The organism is Pirellulales bacterium (genome assembly GCA_019636335.1).
Classification (GTDB): domain Bacteria; phylum Planctomycetota; class Planctomycetia; order Pirellulales; family JAEUIK01; genus JAHBXR01.
The window spans coordinates 55,004-77,899 of record JAHBXR010000025.1 but is presented as its reverse complement, the minus strand read 5'-3'; the positions used below and the strand labels follow the sequence as shown (position 1 = coordinate 77,899).

15 protein-coding genes are annotated in these 22,896 nt (G+C 65.6%); 5 read left to right on the top strand and 10 right to left on the bottom strand.

The window, feature by feature from the left end:
* Nucleotides 1–283: 283 nt before the first annotated feature.
* Complete coding sequence (locus tag KF708_20660; GenBank protein ID MBX3415108.1) at nucleotides 284–706, top strand: YraN family protein; 423 nt, start codon at nucleotides 284–286, stop codon at nucleotides 704–706.
* 37 nt (nucleotides 707–743) lie between these two features.
* Here KF708_20660 and KF708_20655 read toward each other — a convergent pair whose 3' ends face one another.
* The 3 genes from KF708_20655 to fae are packed head-to-tail and all read right to left on the bottom strand — an operon-like array spanning nucleotide 744 to nucleotide 3,180.
* Nucleotides 744–1,754, bottom strand: a complete 1,011-nt coding sequence (locus KF708_20655) for a molybdopterin-dependent oxidoreductase (GenBank protein MBX3415107.1) — start codon at nucleotides 1,752–1,754, stop codon at nucleotides 744–746.
* Between the two features lie 30 nt (nucleotides 1,755–1,784).
* Nucleotides 1,785–2,660: an NAD(P)H-binding protein gene (locus tag KF708_20650; GenBank protein MBX3415106.1), complete on the bottom strand. Its 876-nt coding sequence runs from the start codon at nucleotides 2,658–2,660 to the stop codon at nucleotides 1,785–1,787.
* Between the two features lie 22 nt (nucleotides 2,661–2,682).
* Nucleotides 2,683–3,180 (bottom strand): formaldehyde-activating enzyme, encoded by a 498-nt coding sequence (gene fae / locus KF708_20645; GenBank protein MBX3415105.1) that lies wholly within the window; start codon nucleotides 3,178–3,180, stop codon nucleotides 2,683–2,685.
* Between the two features lie 502 nt (nucleotides 3,181–3,682).
* Between fae and KF708_20640 the strand changes: the two genes are divergently transcribed.
* A complete protein-coding gene (locus KF708_20640) occupies nucleotides 3,683–4,099 on the top strand; it encodes a CAP domain-containing protein (GenBank protein MBX3415104.1) in 417 nt (138 codons plus the stop codon).
* A 130-nt stretch (nucleotides 4,100–4,229) separates the two neighbouring features.
* On the opposite strand, the gene KF708_20635 is transcribed toward KF708_20640, so the two are convergent.
* On the bottom strand, nucleotides 4,230–5,645 hold the full coding sequence (locus tag KF708_20635) for a VWA domain-containing protein (protein ID MBX3415103.1): 1,416 nt from the start codon (nucleotides 5,643–5,645) through the stop codon (nucleotides 4,230–4,232).
* A 208-nt stretch (nucleotides 5,646–5,853) separates the two neighbouring features.
* Between KF708_20635 and KF708_20630 the strand changes: the two genes are divergently transcribed.
* Nucleotides 5,854–6,999 carry an ATP-grasp domain-containing protein gene (locus tag KF708_20630; protein ID MBX3415102.1) on the top strand — a complete coding sequence of 382 codons (1,146 nt, stop codon included), beginning with the start codon at nucleotides 5,854–5,856 and terminating at the stop codon, nucleotides 6,997–6,999.
* Nucleotides 7,000–7,020: 21 nt separating this feature from the next.
* Here KF708_20630 and KF708_20625 read toward each other — a convergent pair whose 3' ends face one another.
* Nucleotides 7,021–7,650 carry a DUF1080 domain-containing protein gene (locus KF708_20625; GenBank protein ID MBX3415101.1) on the bottom strand — a complete coding sequence of 210 codons (630 nt, stop codon included), beginning with the start codon at nucleotides 7,648–7,650 and terminating at the stop codon, nucleotides 7,021–7,023.
* Between the two features lie 90 nt (nucleotides 7,651–7,740).
* On the bottom strand, nucleotides 7,741–8,529 hold the full coding sequence (locus tag KF708_20620; protein MBX3415100.1) for a 1-acyl-sn-glycerol-3-phosphate acyltransferase: 789 nt from the start codon (nucleotides 8,527–8,529) through the stop codon (nucleotides 7,741–7,743).
* Nucleotides 8,530–8,746: 217 nt separating this feature from the next.
* Here KF708_20620 and KF708_20615 point away from each other — a divergent pair, with 217 nt between their 5' ends.
* Nucleotides 8,747–9,229, top strand: coding sequence for a YfcE family phosphodiesterase (locus KF708_20615; GenBank protein MBX3415099.1), 483 nt, complete (start codon nucleotides 8,747–8,749; stop codon nucleotides 9,227–9,229).
* Between the two features lie 35 nt (nucleotides 9,230–9,264).
* On the opposite strand, the gene rimI is transcribed toward KF708_20615, so the two are convergent.
* The 4 genes from rimI to KF708_20595 form a co-directional block, all read right to left on the bottom strand.
* Entirely contained in the window at nucleotides 9,265–9,741 is a 477-nt protein-coding gene (rimI, locus tag KF708_20610) for a ribosomal protein S18-alanine N-acetyltransferase (protein MBX3415098.1), read from the bottom strand.
* A gap of 346 nt (nucleotides 9,742–10,087) precedes the next feature.
* Nucleotides 10,088–17,155 (bottom strand): hypothetical protein, encoded by a 7,068-nt coding sequence (locus KF708_20605; GenBank protein ID MBX3415097.1) that lies wholly within the window; start codon nucleotides 17,153–17,155, stop codon nucleotides 10,088–10,090.
* Complete coding sequence (locus KF708_20600; GenBank protein MBX3415096.1) at nucleotides 17,152–20,484, bottom strand: hypothetical protein; 3,333 nt, start codon at nucleotides 20,482–20,484, stop codon at nucleotides 17,152–17,154. Before KF708_20600 ends, KF708_20605 begins: the two co-directional genes overlap by 4 nt.
* Before the next feature lie 251 nt (nucleotides 20,485–20,735).
* Nucleotides 20,736–21,521: an inositol monophosphatase gene (locus KF708_20595; GenBank protein MBX3415095.1), complete on the bottom strand. Its 786-nt coding sequence runs from the start codon at nucleotides 21,519–21,521 to the stop codon at nucleotides 20,736–20,738.
* Nucleotides 21,522–21,971: 450 nt separating this feature from the next.
* Here KF708_20595 and KF708_20590 point away from each other — a divergent pair, with 450 nt between their 5' ends.
* Nucleotides 21,972–22,718 (top strand): hypothetical protein, encoded by a 747-nt coding sequence (locus tag KF708_20590; protein ID MBX3415094.1) that lies wholly within the window; start codon nucleotides 21,972–21,974, stop codon nucleotides 22,716–22,718.
* The last annotated feature ends 178 nt before the right edge of the window (nucleotides 22,719–22,896 follow it).

The following is a 22,896-nucleotide window of genomic DNA, read 5'->3' as shown; positions in this document are numbered from 1 at the left end:
CGGCACGACGCATGCGCCGCGAGGGGGGGAACGAGTGAGAACCGTGGTCTGCCGGTCCCTCTCCTCTTGTCGCTGCGCGACACGGACGATTTTCCGACTCAAAGACCGCACGCTGGCCACGCCGCTCCGGAAAATCATCCGTGCCACTCCCCTGTATATCCTCGTGGAACGCCGAGTTGCATGAAAGTGACCTCCCTAGCGCAACTTCAAAACGGACGCTTCGGGTGGTGATTGTTTCCTCGTTGTGGTTTACAGCACCAAGGGCTGCGTGGCAGGCGCGGCAATGGAACTTCACGCCATATTATCGGCCTGGCGGCGGCGTTGGTTTCCCCAGCGCACGCTTGGCGAACGTGGCGAACGCGCCGCCGAGCGGTATCTGCGGCGGCGGGGTCATAAGATCGTCGCCCGCCGCCAGCGTTCGCCGATTGGCGAACTGGATCTCGTGACGGTCGACGGGCGGACCGTGGTCTTTGTCGAGGTGAAGACCCGCGAATCGCACGCGGCGGGACATCCCGCCGAGGCGGTCGATCTCGCCAAGCAGCAGCGGCTGACGCGCCTGGCGGCGCTGTTCCTCAAGCGGCACGATCTGCTCGACTGCTCCTCGCGGTTCGACGTCATCGCCGTGACCTGGCCCGAGGGAGCGCGCCGGCCCACGATCGAGCACTTCGAGCACGCCTTCGAAGCTACCGGCAACGCCTCTGGTTGAGCAGCGCCGCAGGGCATGTTCCCGGCTGCACGACGCATCACGGCCTGCGTGCTTGCCGGACGAATTCCTGCTGTACGGGCGTGAGTGCTTCGAGTTGGTCCGGATCGATCTTCGTCGTGCGGTCGAGCGTGGCTCGAAGCAGCGGGGGCTGCAGCTCGTCACAGAACGTGGCGGCGATGAGCGAAGCGCCGCTCAGGTCGGCGTCGCGCAGATCGGCGCCGCGGAAATCGGCTCCTTCGAGATCAGCCTGGCGAAACGTGGCGCCGCGAAGCATGGCTCGCTCGAAGTGGGCGTTGGAGAGATTCGCGCCATCGAAATTCGCCCGCTCCAACACACAATCGCGGAAGTCGGCATTGCGCAGCAGGGCATCGCGCGCGGCAAGGCCCGTGAGTTCGTGACCGCGCGCGTCGAGGCTCAGCAAGTCGCGAGCGGAAAAGTCTCGCGCGGCCAGCAGGGCGGCCATTTCCGCGCGCGACAGGCTCGAGGCCAGGAAGCGCTGTTCGCGCCAGGGATCGGCCGTGTTGTGGTAGCCGGCGTCGCTTTCCCAGTAGCCGAGCCGATCTTGTTCGAGCAACTCGATCCGGGCGAGCCACTTGAGGCTTTTATAGAAATAACGTTCTGGGACGACGACGCGCACCGGACCGCCGTGCTCGCGCGGCAGGCGCTCGCCGTCAGCCTCGAGCGACACCAGCGTGCGCAACCGCAAGGCATCGTCGAGCGGCAACGAGGTGCTGTGCGCGCGGGCGCTGTGCGCCACGAACGACACATAGCGCGCGGCCGCCGTGGGTTGTGCTCGCGATAGCAGATCGGCCAACAAGACCCCGGCGAAGTGGACGCCCGGCCTCGACCAGCGCGTCACGCAGTGAATGTCGATGATTGCTTCGGTACGCGGCAGACTGGCCAGAGCCGAAAGATCGTAGACGAGGGGCGCGGCGACTTCGCCGGCAATCTCGACTTGCCACACGCCGGCTGGCTCGAGCGGGGCGCGCTCGCCGACGACGGGCCATTTGTCGCGCGCGACGAGTTGCTGGCCGGGTGGAAGGGGCACGACGCTTCCTCCAGGCTGCTCCGCCGCGAATCAGAGGTCCGCCGCCATGCTTTGCGCCAGGGTGAATATCTCCTCGGCGTCGAGCACGAGATCGTTCGCTTCGAACAGGCGGCGGAGGGCGGCCTTGTGGATCTTCATCTTCGTGCCGCCGACACCGATCGCGCCGTAGCAGGCAACCTGTCCGTCGAGCCGCCCGCGGTCCATGACGTCGACGCCAGCGAGCCCCGTGGGGGGAACGGCGTTCAAGTCGACCGCCACGCGCAAGGTATCGCAGGCGCGGCGCTGCTCGACCGAGAGCAGTTCTACCCCGGCGGCGCCGGCGGCCACCACGACCTGGCAGCCCTTGAGCGCGGCCGCAACTTCGCCCGCCGAACCGGTGGCTACCGCGGTCAGACTGGCTGCGTCGACGTGCGCGGCAACGTCGTCGCAGACCTCGCGGGCACGTTCCTGGCTCCGCGAGCCCACGCGGACCTCGCCGCCGGCACGGGCCAGCAGTCGCGCCACGCGACGCCCGACGGGCCCCGTCGCGCCGAGCACCAGCGAACGGGTCTGGGCCAAATCGACGTGCCGCGCCACGGCGAGCGTGGCAGCGGCAGCCGTCGTATTGGCGCCATTCGAATCGAGCATCACCGAGACCCGCATGGGGCCGAAGAAGGCGCGTTTCACGGCGGCGAGGAGCGTTTCGCCTTCGGCCATGCGCGAGCCACCGACGAAGATCGCCGTCGAACGGAGATCATCGCCCCCCCGGGTGAAGATCGCACCATGCACCAGCGGCGCCACATCGTGCGGCGCGACACTGCCGTGGCGCAGCAGGTGCTCGACGCCGGCATCGACGGCCACGACGCTATCGAACACGCTGGGCTGCGCGTCGCTGTCGATCTGCAACAGGATCTTCGGCTTGCTCATGCGGCAGAAACCGTCCGCGGGGTTAGAAACCGCGGAACGGATGCGCGGCCTTGTCCTTGCCGGCCAACATCTCGTCGGCCGAAGGCTTGCCCTGCATCGCGTTGACGATGGCGTCCTTGGTAGCGGCGTAGTTGTAGTCGTAGATCTTCTTGTCGTCGGCAGCGCCCGGGTGAATGAACACGCCGCAGACGATGACGAGATCTTCGGCGTCCTTCTTCGGGATGACACCGTCGGCGACCGAGTCGGCCACGGCCTTGGCCACGGCGGCTTGCGCGGGGCCGAACATCTGCACGGCCTGCTTCATGCCCTTGATCGTGACCTTGGTGATCATGACGGTGGCGGGCTTCACGGCCAGATTCGGCGTGAGCACGGCCAGCAGGTTCGTGTGGCCTTCGCTCTGACGGGCCAGCGCGTTGGCGAAGGCGACGCCCACCGGGCCATCCTTGCTGCCGATCAGCAGGTCGATATGAGCGATTTCGTTCCCTTCGCCGCTGAGGGCTTCACCGATGAACATCGACATGTGGTCTTTTCTCCCGATCGTGAAAGTTCGAATTGTGTGTAGACGCGTGTACGGTAGAGCGCGACGGGTGGCCGCCCGGCCACGGCTTGCGAAAGGAACGCTGCGGTTCGCGTGTCGCGCTCGACAAATAGGCAGGTCGGCCAAAGCCGAAACCATATCACACGCATGCTCAAATGCAACCGGTCAAACGTTTTACCGATTGCAAGTGGTCAGGGCGTCTCGTGTCGGAAGGCCGCAAATCAGGCCCACGGCGGGGCATTGGCCCCTTTGCGCTCGGCGGGGCCGCGCCTATGTTCGGGCCATACGGTTGCCCGTCAGCCGTCCCGCCGACACTCGGACCCGAAGAGTGTCGCAACCGCCCTTGGGCGGTTCCCACCGTGGCGTCGCCTGCACGCCGCACCGAACGGAGTGTTGGGGCACAAGCCCGCGGCGTATCCCGGACACGAACCCTAGATTGGTTCGCGCACAGGGGTCGCGCCGCATCGAACAGGAGGTTGCACCTATGTTGACTCAAACCGTATTCATGGCCGCGGCGATGTCGGTGACGATGGCCGTCTCGCCCGAGGAAGCGCCCGATGCGTTGGCTCTTTACCCGGTCGAGCAGGCGATCGTGCAACGTACGAATGCCGAGCGAGCGCGAAATGGCCTGCCACCGCTCGAGGTGGATCACACGCTGGTACGCTCCGCTCGCAGGCATGCCGTGTGGATGACCCGCGCGCGCAACATGCGTCACACAACGGCCCCGGTGGCCGAGAACATCGCCATGGGGCAGCGTGACAGTCGCGAGGCGGTACGTTCGTGGATGAATTCCTCGGGGCATCGCGCGAACATTCTCAGCCGCGGACATCGCAAGATCGGAGTCGCCGCGTTCCGCACGCCCGAGGGTACCATCTACTGGTGCCAGCAGTTCCGCCACTGAGTTGCGGCGGCGTGCGGTGTTTCGTGTGCCAGGTAGCCTGAAAAAACAGCGTCTCCGCCGAAGACGCTCTTCTCGAGAGAAGAGAGAACTTCGGCGGAGACGCGTGCGAGGCTTGCGGTTCCCTTTTGGTCTACTGCACGAGTAGCAAGGGACGGTCGGCCGCCACTTGTTGGAAGACTTCCTTCAGGTCTTCTTCCATTTCGCTGATGGGACGATTGCCCGGCACGTTGAAGTGGACGCTGCCGGTGATGTCTGCCACCTGCTGCATCAGGCTCGTATCGGCTCCGGCGCCGAGGCTGATCGTGACGATGGGGATGCGTGCGGCGGCGGCCTTGTTCGCCTCGCTCAACACCAGCGCCTTGGCGGTTTTTTCGTTCGAGGGGCGATTGGCGATTCCGTCGGTCATCAGCACCATCATGCGGAACGACCCCTGGCGGGCGCGATTCTGCAGCTCGACGCGAGCCTTTTCCATGCCGGCGCCGATGTTCGTGTACTGGTCGTAATGACCGGCTTGACGTTCGCGCGAGATCTTCTCGACCGAGGCATAGGCCTTGGTCAACTGACTCTCGAGTTTGGCCGTCCCGTCCGCGGCCGTGTAGACGGCCAGTCCCACCTGGTCATCGGTATCCTTCTCTTGCAGGTAGGCCAGCAGCACCTGGACCGAGTTTTTGAGGGCCGTGATCGGCTGCTCGTCGGTTTTCCAGAGCGTGGGAGTCTCGGTCGAGCCGGGGCGTTTGGCCAACAGATAGTCCATGAAGGTGAGATAGCCGTATTTCTTGCGATAACTGGAGGGGGTAATGCTGTTCATCGTATAGTCGACATACTCCGACCAGCTCCCCTTGGAAAACGGGTAGGAGAGCTTGTCGAGTCCCAAGTCCTTGAGCACGGTGTTTGCATTCGTCGAGGAGATGGTCGTGGTCGGCCAGGTCATTTTGCCGTACTTGGGGCTGCCCAACTGCTGATAGATTGTTTGCAGGTTGGCGGTGGCCGCCGCCGTGCCGAGCGAGGATTTCAGCTCGCTGTCGTCATTCATCGAGGCCGAGTAGTCGAGCACGAGCATGATATCGCGCGGCTGGTAGGTGGCGATCGACGTGGCTTCGATATTGAAATTATCCTGACCGAAGATGCGGGCGAAGAAGAGGGGCGCGTTGTTGCGTTCGACCTTCACCTTCAGCGCCGAGGGTCGATCGTTGCTGACCTTGAAGCTGCGCGCCGTGCGGTCCCAGTGTCCGAGATCGACGTGGACGTCGGAGGCCGGAATCTTCTTGTTCCCGACGTAGTTGAGCCCAACATACTGCGAGACGGTGGGAGCGACGCCATTGCCGCCGTTCACCAGTTCGCCCGCGCCGGCCAAGGCGCCGGCATCGCAGGCGCGCTTGAGCTCGGTCTGCGAGTTGACGATGTAGCCGATGTCGAGCGCGAAGGCGACCATGCCGAAGAGCAGCACCATGCAGATCGCCACCAGGACGACGACGGCCCCGCGACGCTGCTTCTGTTGAGGATCTAGTTCCGCACAAGGGATGGCCGTGTGAGGCGCGGCGCGCATGGGAAGCTCCTTTCATCCGCCGAGGAGGCGAATACGCATAGTAGGGCGGTCGTTGTCCCGATGAATCTCGGGCAAGGATAGGTCGGCGAGTTCTGCCGCTATTGGTAACATAGGTCAGAATCGCCGGGGGAGTGGATTCGTCCCCACAGAAATATGCGCGTGTCGACGGGCATCTCGCACGGCTTGATTTCGAGGCGCGAAGCAGCGTATGACCGAGGCGGCAACACGACTCCTGCTCGTTGGCGCCAGTGTCCGTGCGGCGGCGCAATCGGCGCGGCGGGCCGGCTTCGCCTGCCAGGCCTGCGACCTGTTCGGCGATGCCGATCTCGCACCATGTTGTCAAACGGCAACGATCGAAGATTATCCGCGTGGCTTTCTGGCCGCGGTCGCAGGGACGGATGGTGACGGATGGTTGTATACGGGCGGACTGGAGAATTATCCGCGGCTGGTGGATCGCATGGCGCGGATCAAACCGCTCTGGGGCAACCGTGGCGACGCGCTGCGTCGCGTGCGCGATCCGGCCGTGTTGAGCGAGCTGTTGGCGAAGAAAGGCCTGGCGTATCCCGAGTGGCGGGCCTCGGCCCAAGGATTGCCGACGGATGGGAGCTGGCTCTGCAAAGGACGACGTTCGAGCGGTGGACTGCAGGTCACTCGGTGGATCGGCAACAGCACGACGCGCCCGGCGAACGCCTGCTACTTTCAACGCTACATCGCCGGCACTTCAGGCTCCGCGGTGTACGTGGCGGCGCGTGGAAAATGTTGTTGGCTGGGCGCTTCGCGGCAACTCCTCGATGGCGGCTGGAGCGGCGCCGAGTCGTTTCGCTACGCGGGTTCGGTCGCCCCACTTGATATTCATCGCGATCTGCAAGACATGCTCGCCACGATCGGCGAAGTGCTCGCCGGCGAGTTTCAACTCGCGGGGCTGTTTGGCGTCGATTTCGTGCTGGCGGACGAGACCGTCTGGCCCGTCGAGGTGAATCCACGCCTGCCGGCCTCGGTCGAGACGCTCGAGCGCGTCTCCGGGTTCAACGCGGTCGCCTGCCACATTGCCGCGTGTTGCGCAGGAGAGCTGCCCTCCCCGCCACGTGCGCAGGGTGCGGCCGGTAAAGCGATCGTCTACGCGCGGCAGTCCCTGCAGGTGTCGGCGAAAACCAGCCATACACTGCTTGAGACCAACGTGAGCACGGCGTGGCCGATCGTGGCGGATATTCCACGGGGGGGGACCACGATCGACGCAGGCATGCCGATCGCGACGGTATTCGCGCAGGCCGCGCGGGTCGAGGGAATCGAGGAGGCGCTGCGCGCCAAGCAAGCGTGGCTCGAAGGGATGCTCTACGAACGAGCGGACGATTGAGAACGCGCGATTCGCTCAGGCTCAGGGAAGCTCCTTGATTTCGACATCCTTGAACTCGACGCGCATCTTCGGGCCCACGTGAAGCTGCAGCGCGATGATCCCTTCGGTGGCGCCCTCGGGCGAATCCTCGGTATAGTCGACCGTGGTGAAACCGTTCAGTTGCTGCGTGATGTGGTTGCCATCGACGGTGATGACGTACTCGTTCCACTCCCCTGCTTTGACGTGGGGCTTCACTTTCTCGGGATCGACATCGCGGAGAATGCCGCGGCCCCCTTCTTCGTAGAGGATGCCCATGTAGCGCTGCTCGGCAATGTCGGCCTGGTAACCCTTGACGACGAAGTTCTCGTGCTGCTTGCTGCGGATCTGAATGCCGGAGTTACCGTTGCGCAGCTTGAATTTGGCCTTGAGGACGAAGTTCTTGTAGGGCTGGGTCGTGGCCAGGAACGAGTTCGAGCGGATCGTATGTTCGTCGGTCGTACCCACGACGAGACCATCTTCCACCGACCAGAGCCGCGGATCGCCGTGCCAGCCAGCGAGATCCTGGCCGTTGAACAGGGGGGTAAATCCTTCGTCCGCTCGGGCGAAATCCACGATGAAAGCGCCCCAGGCGGGCAGCAGGCAGAGAAGGGGGACGACCAGGTGGCGAGGCATGAGGGGGACTCCCGTGGCAGGGCAAAGGATGGCAAGGGAGTTGCCATTGTAACGAGCCGCGTGAGGAGACCCAACTGACCAGTCGAGGCCTTACTGCTGCGGGACGAACTGCTCGTGATTCCACTTGCGGCCGGCCATCTCGGGCACGAAATCGGGCCGGCCCGCCAGGCGTGCGATCTCGCGCATCAGCCGCTCGGTGATGGCGATCAGCACCTCGCGCTCGTTCTCGCGTCCGTAATACTCGGAGATGTCGATCGGGTCTCCCACTTCCGTGCGCACTCGGGCGGTCATCAGAAAGCAGCCATAGGCGGTGCCGTCGTAGGGGGCACCGTGGATGTAGCAGGGGATGAGGGGAACGCGGGCCTTGAGCGCGACGAGTGCCGCCCCTGGCCTGCCCGGCAGCAGCAGCTTCTGCTCGGGATGGGGGTTGATGTGTCCTTCAGGGAAGATGCCCACGACGTGCCCCTCGCGGGCATAGCGAATGGCCATCTTCGTGGCGGCCGTGTCGATGCCACGGCGATTGACCGGAATGCTTTTCGTGATGCGAAAGACCCAGGCCATATAAGGGTTCAGGCTGTACTCGCGGGCCACCATCCAGTGGACCACCTCGTCCATGCCGAGTTGGATGAAGGCCGGATCGATCGGGCTGACGTGGTTCGAAACGACGATCGCGCCCTGGCCTGGCTGCACGGGCAGCGGGCGGCTGATCGTGCCGCGCCAGACGATCTTCGTGTAGAACAAGTGAATCAGGAAGAACGGGGCCTGCGCCCAGGTATAGCGCGTGCGGCTATAGGGAATCACCACCGCGGCCACGAGGCCGACGCCCAGCAACAACAGGCAGCCGACCGCGAAGAGAAGGGTCGTGCTGTCGGAAAACATGGGAATGCGCCTCGAGCGCGGTGGGAACGAGCCAGCGGTGGGAAGGGAAACGGCGGCCTGACACCCCGCTTCGCATGGAAAACTATAGCCCGCGGCGGGACGACACCCAAGCCAGGAAGCGTTAGGCTGGACGAAAGTGTGGTTGCCCCGGACCGCTGCAATCGGCAGATCCGCCGCGAGGGGGCAAATCATCGCTCGAAAAGGTGGAGAATTCTTGATGCTGCTGGGGGTGGTCAGCGACACGCACGGTCATGCCCCCTTTACCCGCGAGGCGGTGCGGATGCTGGCGTCGCTCGAGGCGGAGCGGCTGATCCATTGCGGGGACATCGGTTCGGCCGAAATCGCCGAGTTGCTCCGGCCGTGGCCGGTGGACTACGTGCTGGGCAACGTGGATGGCAGCGGGGGCGAGCTCGCACCCGCCATCGCCGTGGCAGGGGGCACCTTGCACGGGCAGTTTGCGAGCCTGGAACTTGCCGGACGGAGGATTGCGCTATTGCACGGCCACGATAGCCGGCGGCTGCGAGAATCGATCGCGGGAGGCGAGTACGATCTGGTCTGCCACGGGCACACGCACGAGCGGAGGCTCGAGCAGGTGGGCACCACGTTGGTGCTCAACCCGGGCGCCGTATTTCGCGCGAACCCGCGCAGCATCGCCCTCGTGCGGCTGCCAGAGCTGGAAGTCACGCACGTTAGCCTGTAGCGCAGCGATCTCCGCGGCGGAATGCGCGAGAAGGACTAACCGGCCAGTCGAGCGATGCGATTGACGGGGACGCCGACTTCCGTCTCGGAAGGCTGGTAGGCGTACTCCATGATGTAGGCATCCTCGGTCGTATCCTCGTAGAAATCTCGCATCACGGACGTGGCGCGGAAGCCCGACTTCTGGAAGAAGAGCTGGGCGGCCAGGTTCGTCTCGCGCACCTCGAGGGCGATCCGCGTACGTCGCTGATGCGACAATTTGCTGACCAGCTTCTCGACCATTTGCGTGCCGATGTGCTGACGTCGGGCGGACGAGCCCACCGAGAAGTTGAGGATGTGCAGGCGCGACTTGTGCAGCTCGTAGATCATGAAGCCGACGACTTGCTCGTCGTGCTCGGCGACCATGCCGATGCAGTTGCGCTGCTGCAGGCAACGGATGAAATCTTCTTCCGACCAGGGAAACTCGAAACTGTCGTTTTCGATTTCCAACACCTCGGGCATATCCCGGCGGATCATCCAACGGATGTGGACTTGCAACTGTTGCTTGTGACTGGCGCTCATCGAGGCCTCCTTCCTTGTCGGCCTATCGCGGAATGTCCGCGTTTTCGACGCAGCCGAGCCAGACCCTGATTGGCTTCGGCACTGGCATTGCGGGGGCAGGCGAAGTTCGATTTCCGCCGGGCTTCTTGCCCTGCGTGGAACGTCGAATTCGCCGGCGGCCATGGTGCGTATTCGAGTGCGAGGGCGTACGGTAACAGATCGTTCCGCGAAGGCAAAGATCGACTTCGGCGCGAGAAGAACATTCGGCGAACGACGTGGCGCGAAGACGTGCGGTTCGCCCCAAGACGGCCGGTGGAATGCCTTACGAAGTGGTGCGAAAACGGGGCGTCGAGCGGTCGCCGAGCACCAGCGGACGGCGCACGACGCGCGTGGCCAAGAGCGCGCTGGCCACAGCCAGTAGCAGCCCGAGCAGGCTGGGCCACAACCAGAGCCACCAGATCAAGCCGATGGCGACGCCGATAAAGTGGGGCCAGCGCCAAGTCCAGTCGGAGAGCACGCGACCGCCGACGAGCGATGCCAGCAGCAACGCCGCGACTGCCAGCACTGCTGGCGTCACATAGCGGCGTGCGGCCACGCGGGGCGCCAGATGCCGCCACTCGACGCGCGGCTGAGCCCCCTGAAAAGACCAGGCCTGGCGATAGGAGGGATCGTGCAAGGCCAGGGGAGAAAGCAACACGGTGGCGACATCTCGCCGCGCATCGCTGGCGGTCGTCGTCGCGCCTAGCGATGCGTGCCCCAGGATCTCCGCGATGCGCGCGAGCTCGGCATCGAGGTGCCCCGCGATATCGGAAGGAGCATCTTCCCGCGCTTGCCTGAGCTCGGTGCGCATGCGTTCGATGCGTTCGCGCCACGGGCGCAACCAGTTTTGCAGATCGATCGGTGCGATGTCGGCGCTTTGCGCGATGCCCAACTCGAGCAACTCGGCGGCGGCGGTCAGACGGGCCAACTCGCTCCGCGCCACATCGTACTCGATGGCCGAGGCGCCCGAGTTGCGCAGTTGAATCGGTACGTCGCTGGCCAGGGTCCAGATCGTATGGGCCACCGGCAGTTCGCCCAACGCGGGGGCCGCCACCGCGCCGGCACGAGGCTCGTCGAGGAAGAGCACTTCGATCACCTGCGGCAAACGATCGTGATGCAAGGTGACCTGATAGCGTTCTTCGGCCACCCCCTCGAGCAGCGCCGGGCTGCCATCGACCGAAACGGCCAGCAGTCGCTGTCCCGCCGGCACGACGAGCGGGCAATGGGTCAGCCCGGCCGGTTCGACGAGAAACGTCGCCACGCCCAGAATGTCGTCCGCTCCATCGAGCGTGACAGCAAAATCGGCCAGGTGTACGCGTGGCAAGGCGGCCGCGTTTTCGTGCGTCGACAGCCGCGCTTCGAACTGCTGCCCCTGGACGCGGTAAGTAATGCGTTCGCTCTGCGGAAACGCCGAGGTACTCAGCTCTTCGGGACGAGGCGCCTCGATCAGCCCGCGCGTCTCCCACGAAACGGTCACGAAATCGACGAGCTTGGGCAGCGTCACGTAGCGCTCGACATCCGACAAGTGCAGCGGTTCGATATTCGGGGCCACGGTGCCTTGAGTCCCCTGCGCCGCCAGCGGCGAGCGAACGGTCAGCCTGGCCTGGGCCGAGACGGGGGGATGGAACCGCAACGTCAAAATCTGATCGGCTCCCAGGCTCGTGACCGCGGCCGTCGCGAGGGCTGGTTCGACGGTAAACGGACCGCTCCACGCGGGCGGTACGCGGAACTGCAACTCGTCGACGAGGCCGTCCGTGGCGTCGAGCTCGAGTTCCAGATCCGCCAACCAGGCCTCCTTCTCGCGCCGCAGTACGGTCGCCTGCGCGAGCGAAACCTGGGGAGCATTGTCGCGAGTACGGAGAAGCACGTCGCCCGACCAGTCTTCCTCGCGTTCGGCGCGGAAGGCACGCACGAAATGCCCCCGCGCAGGATCCTGCCGGGCGGTCTCCGGCGCGGGCAGATTGGCGATGGCGCCGCTCGCCTCGACTTCGATCAGCACGCCAGGGCGACGGAAAACGCGCAACTGGGCGGCGGTCCGGCGCGCCTCGGCGACCTTGATGCGCGGCAGGACCAGATCGGCCGGGCTCGCGTTGTCCAAGGATCCGTGCAGCCGCAACGTTTGCACCCCTTCGGCGGCGCGCGTCAACTGGATCGTGAGACGGCCCTCTTCCTCGCGCGACCATCTCAAGAGCCGGCTTTCGGTCCCCTCGTCGAGCGACACGGCGTCGACCTCGATCGATGCCGGCACCTCGACGACATGTTGGAAACAGGCGCCGGCGGCCGCGGTGATCTCGGCCTGATACTCGACGAACAGCTTCTGGCGATCGACGCTGAAATCGAGCCGATCGGCAACGGTCTTCTCGGTGGCCTTGGGGCGTGTCACCACGCGCCATTCGTGGGGCGTCCCGGGCAACGCAAAAACTCGCCACGGCGGTTGCGCCGGTGGAACCGTCCAGGCAGCGAGAAACTTTTCGGCATCGAACGCGGTGACGTCGTCGCCGTGCAGTACCTGCGTCTCGAGCGCGGCATCGGCCGATACGGCCAGCCACGACTTGGCCACGCTCGCGCCGACTGGCGCGATGCGCGGCAACGCCAGACTGCCCACGCCCGATGACTCGGTGTAGAGAAACTTCGCCGCCAGCGTCAGGGGCCCGGCGTGTTGCGGGGACAATTCGAACTGCAACCGTTGCGGGGCATTCGACGCCGTGCGGACACGCGGCGATTTTTCGTCCGTGGTCTCGGCAGGAATCAAGCGCAGACGCGGGTCGATTTCCCACTCGAGCAAGCTGACATCGGCCGGTACTTCGCCGTAGTTGAGTCGTGCTTCGATCACTACGGCGCCCGGGCGCACCTGCAGCCAGAGCAATTGCTCGACTTCGCCCGGCGATCCACTGCGCGTGCCGGTCCCCGCGTCGCGCCAGGAGAGTTCCAGCCGATCGGTCGGCCCGAGCTCGGCACGGAGCTTGCCGTTCTCGTCGTTGACTTGCACGAACCCGAGCGCCGTCGGCACGGCCAGCATCGGCACCGCGGAAGGCAGGTCGACCTCGAATCGGCTGGCCGGCACGGGGGGGATGACCAGCGACATCCCGCGCATTCCCGCGGTGGCTGTCGTGGCGGGCTGCAACGTCAGCTCGAAGCGATAACGGCCCGGGCCAGGCACGTCGAACTCAAGTTGCGAACCGTCGGCGTTCCACTGCGTGGCGCATTCCAGACCGTCGAGCCGCGCACTGTTGGGAACGATGCCCGAGCGTTCGCGTTCCAAGGGAATCACGACGCGACGTGGCGATCCGAAGACGCGCAGGTCGAAGCTGGCGGCAATCTGCCCGACGCTCAACGTGGGTTTGTCCGCCACGGCGGTCAACTCCGTGCGATAGACGGCCGCTTCGATCAAGGTCCCCTGCGGCCCCGACTTGCTCCGCGTGAGGACCTCTTGCAAGCGGTTGTAGAGTTCCTCGGGCACCTGGTAGCGGGCCCCGGTGGGGCGTCGTTCGGCGTCGACCGGAATCAACACCTCGAAAGGTGCATTCGCCTTGGCGATACGGGGGGGCGCGGCTCGACCGATCGACGCCGCCGCTGCCACCGTCAACAACACCAACGACGCCCGCGACACGGTCGAACGCAGCGTGCGCGAGCCGAACGAGTGGCGTTCGACCGGCCGCTCGAGCGTGGGGGGGCGCAAAAGCCCTGCCACGAGCAGCGCGAGCGCCGCCACGAGAATGGCTGAGAAGAGCATCGAGACGGCCGCCGGCACGACCAGCGCCGCCGCGGCGGCGGCCAAGGTGATCACGATCCAGAGACCGCGGGCCGACTGTCGGCGAGGCCAGCCCCAGGCCAGCACCGCCGCAAATAACAGCCAGGCAAAGATCCGGAGGCGATCGATCCGCACGAGCGCATAACTCGCGGCCCCCAGATGGCCGGCGTCGAGCAGATAGACCGTGCCATCGATAGGTCCGGGGGGGATCATGGCGGCAGTGTGCGAGAGGGTCGATTCCAACGGTGCTTGTTGCGACCAGTGCGTGGCCGAGACGAAACGCGTGGGGGGGCCCTCGATCCACTCGGCGAAGTCTCCACGACGAGCCAGCCGCCAACGGGCATCGCCCGATGGAGGCGGATCGAGTTCGCGAGCGTGCTCGGCTCCGCGTCGCGAGGTCGTGAGCAGCAGCGTCTGTTCGTGTGCCACGAGCAACAGTCCGGCGGCTGCAAGTCGATCCTCGCCCCGATCCAGGGGCCGAATGGTGGCGGGGGTCGCGGGGACCGACTGCGGGGTGACGCCGACCTCGAGCAGGGCGTGCTCGTCGACGAGGACGTGCCAGGCCGGGCGCAAGGCCGTCGCGGCTCCTTCAACGAGCGCGCCCCAAGTCTGCGGTTTGCTATTGGTCGTAGGGGCATCGCTTCCCAAGACGGTCAGCGTCTTGGTCACCGCGCGTTCGGCGGCGGTCGCGCGGGCATCGCCGGCCACGAGCGTGTACCAATCGTCCCGGTTCCAGGGCAGGAAGGTCTCGCCCCGCGGCCCCCAGGCAAAGAGACCGAACCAGCGTTGCCCCCAATCGTCGGGCCCTTCTTCTTCCAGGGTGGAATGCGACGGCGGCGAGAGCAGTTGCACATCGTGGGGCAGGGCCACGCGCCAGGTGTGATTCAACCGCTCCAAGCCGGCGGGCAGGCGCGGGGTCGGGTCCTCCAGCGAGTCCACGCTGCTCCAGGAGGAGTGTTGCGTCGAATAACGCACCTCGACCAGCGCGTTCGCGCCGGACGGTGCGAGCGGAATCGTCAGCGTGCGATCTTCCACGTGCCGCGGCAGAGAATGTCCGTCGAGCCGTACTTCGCGTACCATGCTGCCGCGGGGCATCTCGAGCGCCAGGCGGTCGAGCCCCTGCCTGGTCAGACGCAAGGAGAGCAGGTGTTGGGCCGCGCCTTGGGCATCGTACTGCGAGTCGAGATGCGACGACCAGGCCACGGCGGCCGCCTCGGGGGGCGAGGCCGCCGCGCGATGGACGACGAGCACGGGATCGATTTCCGTGTTGACGATGTCGCTGGTCGAGTAGCGGAAGGTGGCCAACGGGAGGAGGGACGCCGTCGTCGCCAGGGGCGGAATCGGCTGCAAACGATGATTGTCGACGACCACCGCCGCGTCGGGGGTCGAACTGATGGAAACGGTCGCCGATTGACTCGTGGCTTCGGGCAGCGTCGCTAGCGATAGCGTCTGGAGATCGGTACGTGGCACGGAGCGCACCGCTTCGAGCGTGAAGGCCACGCTGCGCGGCTGGCGGAGATGAATTTCCCAGACTTCGTCGCTCGACAAAAAGCCCGCCGCGCGGAGTGGACGTTCTTCGAGCCGCCGCGCGGTAAACCAACTGCCGTCGTCATCACCTTGTTGCCAGATTATCGGTTCGTCGCGCGGGGGGATGAATTGCACCAGCATGCGATCCACTCGATTGCCCGTCGGCACGCACTCGACGGTCGTGGTCTCGGCGAGCTCGTTCGCGTGGACAGCGACGTCGACGCGCACCGTGCCCGTGTAGGCGGGTCGCTGATTGACGAACCGCACGGCCGCCTCGTCGGGGGCGGTACGCCAGTCGTAGTAGACGGCATCCGGGGCGCCTTCAAACAAGGTTGCATCCAGCATGGTGCGCAGCGAGGTGTCGAGCGGCGTTGGCGCATGGGTGGCCTCGAATTCAAGGCGCTGCGCCGAGGAAGTGGCGAGCCCCAGCCACTCGTGCCGCACATCGACGCGTTCGTACCTGGCCACGCGCAGATCTTCCAGCCGGATCGTTTCCTCGAGATCCGCGCGCAAACGATGCGCCGTCAAGCGCACGGTGACGGGGTGTTCGACCGTCACCGGTTCGGTCAACCGCAGCAGCAAACGCGAGACGTCCCCTTCCGACGGTTCCACGCGCCATTCGGCCAGCGTGCCGGCCGGCGCCACCTCGAGCGATTCGACGTTCCAGCCGGGATGGAGCTCGGCCATGACGGTAAAGCGGTCGCCGTTCGACACGCGAAGTTGCGTGGCCAGACGGACGAGGATTTCCGTGCCGCTCGATTCATAGAGTGCGACGTTGTCGCAGTCGGTGACCGAACGGGTGGGTCGTAGCAGCAGTTCGACCTGACCGTCGACGGCGAAGAACTGCAGCCCGATGGCATGACCCAGCAGCGGTTCGGCCAGCGGACCGACGCTCGTCTGCCGGGCTCCCGTCGTCTGCAAGCTCTCGGCCACCAGCGACTCGTCGACGCGGAGCGTCGCGGTCCCTTCTTGCCAGAAGACGCCTTGCGGACGGCAAACCGGCAATCGCCAGAGCTCGTCGACCACCGCGGGGGCTACGGCCTGTAACCGCACGATTCGTTTCGTGCCGAGCACCGGTTCTTCGAAGTGCAGCGTGAGGGCGGTCTCTTGCGTCCCGCTCAATTCGTTGCTCGTCCACGACAGTCGCTCCTCGCCCAGGCGTGCCGAAACCAGACGCAGCGCATTCGGCACGCGCACCACCAGGTCGCGGAGCGGCTTGTCGCGCACGTCGAATTCCAACTGCACGGCCACTTCCACGCCACTCAACGAGAGGTCGTAGGTCGACGTTTGCCGGACGATCGCGCGGTCCTCGGGGGTCACGGCGTCGATCGCCATGAACGACAAGATGGTGCTCGTATGAGCGCCGAATTCCAATCGCCACACTTGCGACGCGGTCGCGTTGGTCGTGTCCGGGGGCGTGACGATGCCCTGGCTGGCCTCGACGCGCCAACCGGTGGGCAGGCGCAAGTCGAGTGTCGATTCAACGCCGCGCGGCAATTGCAGGTCGAACGTCACGGCGCCCGTCGCTGCCCCGCGATGGACGAGTTGCCAATCGAAGACCAGCGTTCCCGCACGATCGACCAGTACCGCCAGGCGACGCGAGGAATCGAGTCCCAGAGCGGGCAGGTCGGACTCGCTGGCCTCGTCCACTTCGGCCCAATGAGGGCGCGCGATGGCCACGTTGCAGGGTTCGAGCGGCAGCAGGGCGGGCGCCGCGGCAAGATGCGAGAGGGTCAAGCGGGCCTCGCCCGAAAGTCGCTGCGCACCATCCCACTCGGCCGTGTAATGGGCCGCCGACACATGGGCCGCCAAGGGAGCGCCGTGGGGATCGTTCACGGCCTCGTCGATCTGGCGGATCCAGCTTTCGAACTCCGCGGGGGGAACCGTCTTGTAAGGCACCTTCAGTACGGGCCATTCCGAGACCCGATCGGCCGGCACGTAGACGCGCCGAAACTTCGTCGACGGGGTCTCGCTCGGTGGCTGCGCGCCGGCTCGTGGCCCATGACACGCCACGAGCACGGCAAGCAAGCAAGCGCGGAATGCCGCGCAGGGGGTGCCTGAGGGGCGGATCATGGAACGGAATCCGGAGAGGCAGCCTCGAGGGCCACGGGAGCTGTTTCGGTCGAATCAAGCGAGCCGACTTGCGGTGGTCGGCGAGATCCGCCGCTGTGCGTCGACCGCCGCTCGCTAGTACTGGCCGAACCCGTCGCGGCCGGGCGAATGCGGCGCCGCGCGGCGAAAGTCTCGAGCAAGCCTGCTACCAACGCCAAGACGACCCCGGCGCTCGCGGCCTGGGTCATCAACATGGTGTAGTCGGGGAACAGCAGGGCCGCACTTGCCGCGGCGATAGCGGCGGCCAGCAGCACCCCGCGTTGGCGCAGCGCCGGTACGTACAGCAGCAGCAAGCCTCCCACGAGCGCACAACCCGAGGCCAGGAGCACGAACGTCGCTCGGTGCGAGGTCCAGACCGTGCAGGTGCTAGCCGGACCGAGCGAACTGAAGACGTATTGGTTCTCGCTGCGCGGAATATCGCCGGCTCGCGCGGCGCCGGACCAGGCCTCGAGTTCGGCTTGTCCCCACCAGGGCTGCCTGGCCCAGTAGTAGCCTTGCCACGACCAGTCGAACGCGCGGGAAAGGTTCGTATCGGCGTAGAGCAAATGCTCTTCTGCGGGTAAGACGATTTGCCACAACGTCCGTTCGACGAGCGTATTGCTATCGAAGCGTGGAGCGTCGAGGAGCAAGGCGCCGCGGGGCGGACGATTGGCGAACTGGTACTGCAACTCGACGATGCGTCCCCGATCGGCGGCCTCGACCCCCAAGGGGACCGTGAGCACGCCATTCGTCACGGCAGGCGGAATCGTCTGGCCATCGAGCCGCACGCGGAGGCTTTCGGCGATGATGCCGCGCGGTAGGGTGAGCGACCACTGCGGGCGATGCGAAGTCAGCCGATAGACGGCGCGGTCGCGTCGTTCGGCCACCCCAAACCAACTTTGGACCCAGGCGCGATTGACCCAGGTGCCGCTCAGCGCCAGGGGATCCTCGAGATTGGCCGTCACGGTGAGACGGGGCGCTGGCGGCGCGGCCGCCAGATGGATGCCGCTTGCGCGCAGATTGCCATCGTCGGCGACGGGCTGCCAGACCTCGTCGCGCGTGGACAACTCGATGCCAGGCCGAGCGCGCAAGGTGAGGCTCCCCTGCACTTCGTCGCAGTCGACGGGAACGATCAGCGGAATCTCGCGCACGACGGAAGTCTCGGGAGGCAGGCGTTCGCTCGAGGCGAGATAGCGCACGCCGATCTCGCAGGCGCCGATCCGCGGCGTCGGCAGCAGCAATCGCAAGCGTGCCACGCGCGGACCGTTGGCCGCCGGGGGGGGCGTGGTGGATTCGAGGCGGCTCCATTCGAGGGGCGTGCCGGCGAGCAGAAACTGCGGCCCCTCGCCTGCCAGCAACGATTCGGGAACTTCGACCGTCAATTGCGTCAGCGATTCGTGGGCGATGCGGTAGACCAGCAGCTCATCGACCTGCGTGGCTTCTTTGTCGACTTCGACGTTGGCCGCCAGCTCGGCCGTCACGCGGCGCGAATGCACGTCGAAGTCGGCGGCGAAGAGCGCCTTTTGCACATCGCCACGGTAATAGAACGGATCGCGTTCGCGCGGCGGCAACTCGAGGCGTGGGGGATTGCCCGGCTGCGCAAGACCGGCGATCTCCTCGAGGCGCGGCACCAGGTCGACGTTATCGGCCGGGACGATGACGACGGTCGCCGGGCCCACCGAGTTGACGATCGGCCGCGGCAAGGTGAGCGCGATCTGCTTCGTCCCTTCGTCGAGCGCGCGATGGGCGCGCAGCGTCAACTCGACTTCGCCCGTGATGGGTTGCAGCAGCGGAATGTTGAGCGGGTCGAGCTTATCGAAGGCGACGCCGAACAAGTCGACGAGATTGGCCGGCCCGATCTCGTCGATCTGCCAGCCCTCGTCCGCGAGGGCCAACTCGAGACCGAAGACCTTGGCGCCGCGCACCGTGTAGCGCAGCGTGGCCTGCATGCGAATCTCGTCTCGATCGACAAAGAAGACGAATTGCGGATCGACGGCCACGCGCGACGTGCGCGGCACGACGCGGGCCAAGAGCGAGCAGGGCTGATTGAGATACTCGAAGGCGCCCGCCAGCGATTCGACCTCCAGCGGAGCGGGGAGCGTGGCCACCTGCCGCACGTTGCGACGATCGCCCCAGACGACTTGCCAGTCGCCGACGACCGAGACCGCAATGTGCCCCGTCTGCGGCACGGCCCCCAGCACCTCGACGCCGCCGAGATCGATGTATTCGTTCGGCCCGACGCTGCTGTGCGACTGCTCGATGACGAGTTGCAGACTGGCTTCGGTGGCGCGCTTGTCGAGGCGTACTTCGATCACGCGGCGGTCGGTCTTACTGCCCGGCGTCGTCGCGGCGTCCGTCACCGGAACCAAGGAGTAGCCTGGCTGTTGTCCCAGCACCAGCTCGGCGCCGGCGGGGAGCCGGATGCGAAAGCGGTCGAACTCCCCTTCGCGGCTCTTGATCTTCAGACGCACGTCGGTGCTGGCACTGCGTCCATCGATTTGCGTAACCAGGGTGCCGCTGGCGCTGAGGACGACGGGGGCCTCGGGCATGCCGGCCTCGCCGGCGCGCCAGGCGAAGTCCACCTCGCTCCCCAGGCCGACGAGTGCAAAGCGCGTCTCTTCCGGCGCGGAGATATCCCGTTCGGCAACCAACCCTTCAGCGAGCTGCCCCACGGCGCCGGCCGCGGGCACGACCAACTCGATGCGCGACGTGGGGACGCGCGGCAGTCCCAGCTTCAAACGCGCGTCGCGTCCGACGCTGGACAAGGGGACGACAACCGTCAGCGTGACGCGATGCTCGCCCGGCTTTCCTCTGAGCCACAGCACGTGGCCGTCGGCCCCCGAGTCGAGCACGAGGAAGCTTTCCCCCTCCCCGGCATACACTTCGGGGCCGGTCTTGATGCCCTCGGCCATGCGCAGGGGGATGCGCACCCAATGGTCGACGCTGACGCCGATCGTAAAGGCGACTTCGAGTTCGACGGTACGTTCGCGCACCACCCCCTTGGCGGTGTAAGAAAGGTGGTAGTCCGGGGGCCGGGCCGCCGCATTCAGCCCTCGCTCGACATTGCGGAGGGTCTCGAACTCTTCGAGCGGGAAGTTGATCACCGGCTGCAGCTCGCCCGATTTATCCGGCAGCCAGAAGACCGAGGGTTCTGCCTCGACCACTGGTTTCGCGGCGTCGGGCGAACCGCCCGATGTCGCGGGGGCGGAGCGCGCGGGGGGCGTCTCGGCGTTCTGCGCCGCGGCCAGGCCAGGCCAGCACGACAGCAGCAGCGCCGCAGCGACGATCGTCAACAGGCGACAAGCGCGCAAGAGGTAGCGTCCTGTGCGAGGGTAACGCGGACGGTTCGCGGTACGGTTTCCCAAGGTTGGACAACCTCGTGTCGTCCAGGGATTCAAGCCAGATGAGACAAGATGAGAGCCTTCTCCGCCCGCGCATCCATCTTAGTCCGGCCGGCCCAAGGAATGAAGCTTTTCGTACGCAGACGGGGAACCGAGAGTTGAATGGTTCTTTTGTCGTACCGCGAGGGAGCAATCTTAAGCGCCGTACAGGTTCGCAGCGCTTAGGAAGGGACGTAGCTGCCCGACAGAATGCGGCGCATGTCTTCGTGCAGGGGCTGCGTCGCGGCCGCCAGGAAGCGGGGGCGATCGAGGTTGATCGAGCCGCCGTCGAGCTCGGTCATGATGCCGCCGGCCTCGCGCACCAGCAGCATGCCGGCCGCGATATCCCAGGCATGGGTCTCGGTCGCCCAAAAGGCGTCGAACCGGCCACAGGCGAGGTAGCACAGATTCAACGCGGCCGAGCCGGTGCGGCGGATGCCCTGCGTGTGCAGCAGAACCTGGACGAACGTATTGAGTTCCGGAGAATCTCGACGGACCTGCGGCGGAAAGCTAGCCGCGACGAGGGCCTTGCCGGGGGTCGTCACGTCGCTGACCTGAATCTTCTGGCCGTTGAGGAAGGCGCCGCAGCCTCGTTCCGCCAGATAGCACTCCTGCGAAACCGGATCGTAAACGGCCCCGACGACCAACTCGTGCCCGAGCGCCAACGCCACCGACGTGCAATAGCTGGGGACGCGATGCACGTAGTTCATGGTCCCGTCGAGCGGGTCGACGATCCAGCGGTAGTTGCCCGACGTGGGGGCGTGATGCGAGTCTTCTTCGCCCAGGAATTCGTGGTGGGGAAACTTGCCCAGCACGATCGAGCGAATGGCTTCCTGCGCGGCGAGATCGGCCTCGGTGACAACGTCGGCGGGCCCTTTTTCGCGGATCGCGAAACGGTCGGCCCAATCGAGCAAGATGGTGCCCCCAGCGCGGGCTGCCTCTTCGCAAATCCTTAGAAAATCGGCCATTCCGTTGATCGGGGCTGGGGAAAGAAGCGGGGGGAAATCGGCATGAATGAGGGCATATTATACGGCTTGGGCCTTACCCGTGGGAACCCGCCGTAACACGTCCCAGGCGGGTCCAACGGTGATCGAAAGGAAGACTCCCCGTGGGCACCATCAGGCATTCGATGAGCTACCTAAAGTTTTTTTGAATAATTGCTGGACAAGCGTTTTCGTTTTGCTAGGATCAATCGCAGTTGGCTCGCGAGTGGTCGCTGCCGACGAAGAACGTCGAACGCAAACGTACGAAGGCATCATTCGAGGTTATATTCTTAGGCGCGTTTCGGCCTCTTCTCTGTTCCGGCCCCGCCGCTTCGCCTTGTGCGTTCGGCGGGGTTTTTTTATTGCTGGCAGTCGATTTTGTTGGCGCGTCTGGCGACGGATGACCAATCAACGCCCGATTTTTTCCGCACAGCGATGAAGCCTGAATCTCCCTGGAAATTCGACGATCGCATGGCGCACCTCGAGTGGGGCACGATGCGCGTCCAGGTCGACTTCCGTTCTCCGCAGCATGGCGTGCAGGTGGTTGCCAGCGACCCGTCGCGTGGGGTGCTGCACCTGCTGGGGGTCGAATTGGGCGAGGAAAATCCGCCGCTGGCTGATGTTTTCGTGCGCGGCGGCGATCTTGTGGCCACCTACGAGCAGACCGAGCAGCGTCCTGCCCGCGTGCAGATCTACTGGCGACAGATCGGACCACTCGACGAGGAACGCCTGACGTTCGATCTGATCGTGTCGGTCCAGACGAGCCTGCTCGATAGCTGGCCCAGTCTGATGACGCACAGCAGCGTGCCGAGTCGCCAAGTGCGTCGCCTGGCATCGCTCGCAGAGCCACGGTTCGATCGTCTGGCCAGCGAAACGCCGGTGGCATTGCTGCGAGAAGGTGAAGCCGATACGGCTTGTCTCGAGTTTGCGTTGCCTGCTTCGCCAGCGACCTACGTCGAGATGATCCATCCCAGCGACTTCTGGCGGGGCTCGGTCACGCCGTCGGATGGCGGCCCGCTGGGCGTGCAGTGTGGCTGGGAACTGTTCCCCCAGCACCTGGAGAAAGGGGTCATCCTGCGGGCACGGTTGCGTGGCATTCTTTACCGCGCGGCGCCGGACGAGGCCGCCATCGTCGAGCAGCACGACGAATTCCTGTCCGAGAAGCTCCCCCTCACCGTCTGAGCCGGCCGGCTCTATCTACCGTCGAAACCGGCAGTTCCGGCACCCGCCGACCTGCCTGGCAGGGGATTGGACCGGGGCTTCGTCTGGTATACTGGAACCAGGGTATGCCTGTCTGGTCCGGCGGTTCCCGCCGCGCTTTTTCTCGCCAATCGTGGGGTTCGTAAAGGTGCGCTCGTGC